The organism is Streptomyces sp. NPDC004609, from assembly GCF_042873655.1.
In the GTDB taxonomy this organism is placed as follows: Bacteria; Actinomycetota; Actinomycetes; order Streptomycetales; family Streptomycetaceae; genus Streptomyces.
Genome location: NZ_JBIALS010000086.1, coordinates 1 through 5280 on the forward strand (window position 1 = coordinate 1; position 5280 = coordinate 5280).

Here is a 5280-nt window from a genome sequence, read left to right on the forward strand (position 1 = left end):
AGCCCGGACCCCGCCGAAGCCCTCGCCCTTTTCGACCAAGTCCAGCCATCCTGACTGCCAAGCGCGAGAGCACCAGCACCAACAGCTCGCCACGGTTCCACGAGGTAGTACGGCACCGCCGCGGCCCTTTCCGGCGAAACCAGCGCCGTTAGGCGAACGCACGGACGCCTGCGCTGAACGCGGCCTCAATCCGCCCGCCAGAATCCGGTTCGATCCTCCTCGCGGGCCGGTGGGGCAGCTCGCTGCGTAGGTTGTCCGGGACTCGTTCACTTCACACCGCAGACCCGGCGGGAAAGGGCAGATATACCGGGAACGGACACCAACGTCGTTGACCTGGACGGTGGTTCGTACCCGGCAGACGACGAGGGAGAGGAGGGACACTGACCGCCGAGCGCTGGGGGCGGTCGTCGTGCTTCAAGACGCGCCGCCGATCCGTGCGGGGCACTCGCGGCCATCCCGGATCAGTCCGTTTGCCCGCGCAGGGAGAGCACAGCGCTGAGTGCCGAGGCGCCGTCGAGGAGGGCTCTGGATCGCGCGGTGATGCTGATGTCCCTGGCAGCCAGCGCCGAATCGACGTCCTCCGATCGGCGGGTGCGCCGCAGCTGCGGCATGAGGGCTTGAAGGGGCGTGATGCGGTATCCGGCCTTGCGCAGTTGGTGAACGATCCGCGCATCGCGCACCTGAGCCGGTGTGTAGCGTCGCGTTCCGCGCACGAGGTCGCGGTCGGGGGTGACAAGAGCCTCCGCATGCCAGTGCCGCAACGTCGAAGGGCGCACACCGAGGGCGGCGGCGAGTTCGGAGATGCTCATCGAGTCCGACGCGCGCACGTCGTCGATCGGCTCGCTGGAGATCGCGTGGGCGGCCTCCTTGGCCTGCCTCAGATCCGCGCGCTCTGTGTCGAGCCGGTCGTGCGCCGAGTCGAGAAGGGCCAGGGCCTGCGAAGTGGGGCACTGGTGGAAGGCCCGAACGATCTTCTTGGCCTCAATCGGCCCCACGCCCGCGGCGAGGGCCCGGTAGGCCAGTGCGGACTGCAGATGGACCTCCCCATAGATCCGGTAGCCCATGGCCGTGCGCGTCGCGGGCGGAAGCACACCGTCGCGCTCAAGATCGCGAACTTGCTGAACGGAGCACCCGACACGCCGCGCGACATCAGCAGTGCGCATACCCCCTGATTTGAGACTTGCCATCCTGAAATCCCTATATCTGAGCCCCAAAGTCTCCACTAGCACTTTAATGGAACGCTGGAGCCCATGACGAGTGAAGAGATCATCAGCTTCGTGGACGCCCTCGCCGGCGTCTTGACCCTCAGGCCCGCACCCGGCGACGGCACACCGGACATCAGCTGGGGCGACACGAACTTCTACTACGCACCTGACGGCGTCACTCCGACGGCGACCCAGCCGTTCGCGACTGTCGTGACCAAGAACTACCCCGGCGACGAGGCATCGCGTCTGGACCGGCCGGACACCTTCCGCGTGAACATCGCCGCCGGGAAGGAAGCGTTCATCCAGTGGACCGGTCACGCACCACGCGAACCGGCCTCCACCGAGGTCGACCCCAGCGCCACCGACACCGTGATCGCGCACCCCATCTACGGCACCGCCGGCTGGCTAGTGCTCTGACCGCATAGGTTCGCCGGGTTGCTGGGCGGTAATCAAAAAGGAGGGGTGGCTTCCTCCAGTCGCGGTACGGTCCTGCCATGTCCCGATCAGCCGATGTTGCCCTCTCCCGGCCCTCCGTCACCGCGGACGACCTCGGCCTTGCCGTGCAACTCGCTGTGGCAGTGCTTCGCGAGGCGCCCTCAGCCGCGTGGGAAGGCAAGGCCGGTTCGCTGGAATGGGACTGCTGGGAAACCGTCGAGCACCTCAGTGACGACCTCTTCGCCTACGCTGCGCAACTGGGCCCCAAGACACCGCCCTTGGATGGTGAGGTGCCCTTCGTATGGGAGAGCCGACGTCCCGGCGGCCCAGCTAACGCCATTCACGCGGACCGCGAGGCGGGGCCCGCCGGCCTGCTGCAGGTCCTGGAAGCGAGCGGCGCGCTGTTGGTCGCCATGGTGCGCACGACGCCTCCGCAGGCCCGCGCTCACCACGTCTTCGGCGTCTCGGACCCCGAGGGCTTTGCCGCGATGGGCATCGTGGAGACCTTGGTGCACACGCACGACCTGGCACAAGGGCTCGGTCTCGCATGGAGCCCGCCTGCCGATCTGTGCTCTCGGGTGCTCGCTCGGCTGTTTCCGGACGCACCGTCGTCCACGGATCCCTGGCCCACCCTTTGTGGGCCACCGGACGCGCCGAACTACCCGGACACCCCCCTCTCACCACATGGCGCTGGGACGGCACACCCCGGGCATAGTCTCAGGCGTTTCCGCCGCGGAGGAGCGGTTCGGTCGGGTTTGCCTGGTTAGGCTGTCGTCGTGAGCGGGCGTCCGCCCCAGCGGATGCCTTTCTCGCTGCGGATGCGGGCGCGTTCCTTGCGTTCGGCGGCCAGGACGTCGCTGTGGCGGGCGTTGGCGTTGCGCCAGCGCAGGTAGGCGTGCAGGGCCCGAGTCTGCACGGTGTGGTTGGGATGGTTCGAGTTGGCGATGGTGAACTGCCTCAGCGGTCCGAAGTGCGCCTCGATCGGGTTCGCCCACGAGGCGTAGGTCGGGGTGAAGCACAGCTCGACCTTGTTCTTGTTCGCCCAGCGGCGGATGTCGGTGCCTTTGTGGGCGGACAGGTTGTCCAGGATTACGTAGATCGGTGCGCCGTCGGGCCGGGCGGCGCGGATCGACTTCAGCGCGGCCAGCGTGTTTCCGGTGCCCTTCCTGCGGTGGTTGACGCCCCACAAGCGGTCGTCGCCGATCGAGTAGCAGCCGTGGAAGTAGCGGACTCCGTGGGTGCGGTGGTAGGTGGCCGGTACCCGGTCGGGGTGCTTGAGTTCGGCCCAGCCCGAGCCTGCGGTGGGCCGGATTCCGAGCGGGCCGAACTCGTCGAAGGCGAACACCCGGTCCGGGAAGCGGTCCAGGATCTCCTCGATCCGGTCCAGCTTCGCCTCACGGTCGGGGTCGGGGGATTCCTTCCATGTCTTGGTGCGCTGGAAGGTGACACCGCGGCGGGCGAGCAGGCAGCGTAACGCCTCACGGCCGATGTGGATCACCCGGCCGTGGACTTTCCGCAGGTAGGCGACGAGCTTGCGCAGCGACCAGCGGGTGAAAGGCTGGCCAAGCTTGGTGGGGCGGGTGGTGGCCGTCTGGACGACGAAGTTCTCGTCATCAGGTGTGAGCAGGCGGGGACGGCCTCCCGCCCACCGAGGGTCCAGACAGCCCAGGCCCATCTCGTTGAACCGGTGGATCACGTCGCGGACTGTGTCCTCGTCGGCCTGCACCAGCTGGGCGATCACCGGCACCCGGTTCCCGGCGGCCGAGGCCAGCAGCATCATCGCGCGCCGGTAGCGCACCGAGTTGGTGCTGCCCCGGCGCACGATCTGCTGCAGCCGCTGGCCCTCCTGGTCGGTCAGTCTGCGCACACGGACAGGCTCGGCCACCGCGCCTCCAGCGGTCGGATCGGACGTCACCTCACATCCAACCGCCACGACGGCCGACCCGGCGAACCCATACGGTCAGAGCACTAGCAGTGGTGAACCCGGGCGAGCGCACTGACGCGTCAACACGTGAGCTGCTGCAAGCGGCCCATCACCTCGCACGCTCGCGCCACGAGCGACGCGCTAAACCAACAGCATGATGAGGGATCTACGGTCCGCGGCGGGAGCGGACCGAGAAGGCGAAGAGCCGCATGCTCCGTGGGAGCGGATTGCGACTGCTGGGGAGCAGCTGAACAAGGCAGCGGCGCGTCGGCAGAGTGGGAACGGTGGTCTCGCCTTCGCGCGAGGCTTGTGTTGGACTGCGCGACATGATCCGTACGTGACGATGGGGTGAATCCGATGCCTCTTGAGGGCGAGTACGAGCCGAGTCCGGCGCAGTGGGTGCGTGAACAGGTCAAGCTGTATGAGAGTTCGGGTGGCACGCAGGGCACGACGCTCTGGGACACGGGTCTGCCGGTCGTCATTGTCACGATGCGTGGCGCGAAGAGCGGCAAGATCCGGAAGATTCCGCTGATGCGCGTGGAGCACGAGGGGCGGTACGCGGCGGTGGCCTCGAAGGGCGGCTTCCCGCACCACCCGGTCTGGTACTTCAACCTCAAGGCCGACCCGCATGTGGAGCTCCAGGACGGCTCTGTACGCCAGGGCATGGCGGCCCGTGAGGTCACCGGGGACGAGAAGGCCCAGTGGTGGCAGCGTGCGGTCGCCGCGTATCCGCCGTACGCCGAGTACCAGGAGAAGACCAACCGCGTGATCCCCGTCTTCGTGCTCGAACCCGAGTACCTGGCCGGACCGGCGAACGCCCCAGCGCCGATGAGGAACTGAACTCCGGACCTCACTCGCTCGGCCCAGCGAGGCGTCGCGCGGCTGGGGATAGGAGCCCGATGCCGACCTGGGCAGTAGGGGGAACAACCCCTGGCCACGGACACGGGGACTCAGCGGGGCTCAGGGGAACTCACGGGATGTCGCACAGTGGGAGGCTCAGGCACAGCACCGTGGTGTCTCCACACGCCTGCACCTTGGAGCAGGATTCGAACGCGTGATCTCATTCGAGAAGGAACCGACACACCTTCCTCTCGGATCCCCTGGAGGCCCAGACCGCCTGGTACATCACCTACCAGGAGCTCGCGGCCACCTCACCGACGGCGGGCGGCACCGCGGCGCCGGCTGCACCGGTTGTCTGTCCGGATCGCCGGGCACCGGTATTGGCAGACTCCGGATGGGACGCTGTCGGCGCGGATCAAGGAACTCGCCCGGGCGGAAGCTGAAGAAGGGAGTGATGAGGTGTGCTGACCGACCGGCAGGTCCGCATCGCCCGCGGCGCACGGGAATGGGTGGCCGAACACGGGGAGGAGCCTTCGCTGCGCGAGCTCGCTGTGCAGTCGGGGCTCGCATCCCTGTCCTCGGTCCACTACCACCTCCGGCGGATGCGGGACCAAGGCGTCGTGATCGAGACGAGAGGCCGCCCCAGCGGACGCTGCCCCCACTGTGGACACTGACACCGCCCATGGACGGCACGACTTCGCGGTCCAGACGCCTGCATCCAGGCCCTGGCGGATCAGCACTCCGGCTGGCGCTCCAAGTTTGTGCTAGGGCCTGTTGTAAGCTTGGCGTTTATCCTCGGCGGGTTTGGTGTTCCTTGGTCGACTCGGCGCGTTTGACTGTCTTGCCGACGTCGTGGCGTGTGGCCCGGTGCTTGTT

The 5280-nt window shown here is 67.7% G+C and carries 6 protein-coding genes and 1 pseudogene; 5 read left to right on the forward strand and 2 right to left on the reverse strand.

The features are described 5' to 3' along the window. Positions 1–461: 461 nt before the first annotated feature. Positions 462–1163, reverse strand: coding sequence for a MerR family transcriptional regulator (locus ACFYT4_RS35920; RefSeq protein ID WP_389279052.1), 702 nt, complete (start codon positions 1161–1163; stop codon positions 462–464). Between the two features lie 87 nt (positions 1164–1250). Between ACFYT4_RS35920 and ACFYT4_RS35925 the strand changes: the two genes are divergently transcribed. Further along, positions 1251–1622 (forward strand): DUF6194 family protein, encoded by a 372-nt coding sequence (locus tag ACFYT4_RS35925; protein WP_389279055.1) that lies wholly within the window; start codon positions 1251–1253, stop codon positions 1620–1622. A gap of 77 nt (positions 1623–1699) precedes the next feature. After that, a pseudogene (locus tag ACFYT4_RS35930) lies at positions 1700–2355 on the forward strand (maleylpyruvate isomerase N-terminal domain-containing protein). Between the two features lie 48 nt (positions 2356–2403). Here ACFYT4_RS35930 and ACFYT4_RS35935 read toward each other — a convergent pair. Then, positions 2404–3525, reverse strand: coding sequence for an IS630 family transposase (locus ACFYT4_RS35935; RefSeq protein WP_389279058.1), 1122 nt, complete (start codon positions 3523–3525; stop codon positions 2404–2406). A 92-nt stretch (positions 3526–3617) separates the two neighbouring features. On the opposite strand from ACFYT4_RS35935, the gene ACFYT4_RS35940 reads away from it, so the two are divergent. The 3 genes from ACFYT4_RS35940 (at position 3618) to ACFYT4_RS35950 (ending at position 5078) form a co-directional block, all read left to right on the forward strand. Further along, positions 3618–3722 carry a DUF6194 family protein gene (locus ACFYT4_RS35940; RefSeq protein WP_389279067.1) on the forward strand — a complete coding sequence of 35 codons (105 nt, stop codon included), beginning with the start codon at positions 3618–3620 and terminating at the stop codon, positions 3720–3722. 199 nt (positions 3723–3921) lie between these two features. Then, complete coding sequence (locus tag ACFYT4_RS35945) at positions 3922–4404, forward strand: nitroreductase family deazaflavin-dependent oxidoreductase (protein ID WP_389279061.1); 483 nt, start codon at positions 3922–3924, stop codon at positions 4402–4404. Positions 4405–4865: 461 nt separating this feature from the next. Further along, entirely contained in the window at positions 4866–5078 is a 213-nt protein-coding gene (locus tag ACFYT4_RS35950) for a hypothetical protein (RefSeq protein WP_389279064.1), read from the forward strand. Positions 5079–5280 lie beyond the last annotated feature (202 nt).

Excerpts from the sequence above, each read along its gene's own strand:
- ACFYT4_RS35920 (WP_389279052.1), bottom strand. The coding sequence starts at position 1,163 with ATGCGCACTGCTGATGTCGCGCGGCGTGTCGGGTGCTCCGTTCAGCAA.
- ACFYT4_RS35925 (WP_389279055.1), top strand. The coding sequence starts at position 1,251 with ATGACGAGTGAAGAGATCATCAGCTTCGTGGACGCCCTCGCCGGCGTC.
- ACFYT4_RS35945 (WP_389279061.1), top strand. The coding sequence starts at position 3,922 with ATGCCTCTTGAGGGCGAGTACGAGCCGAGTCCGGCGCAGTGGGTGCGT.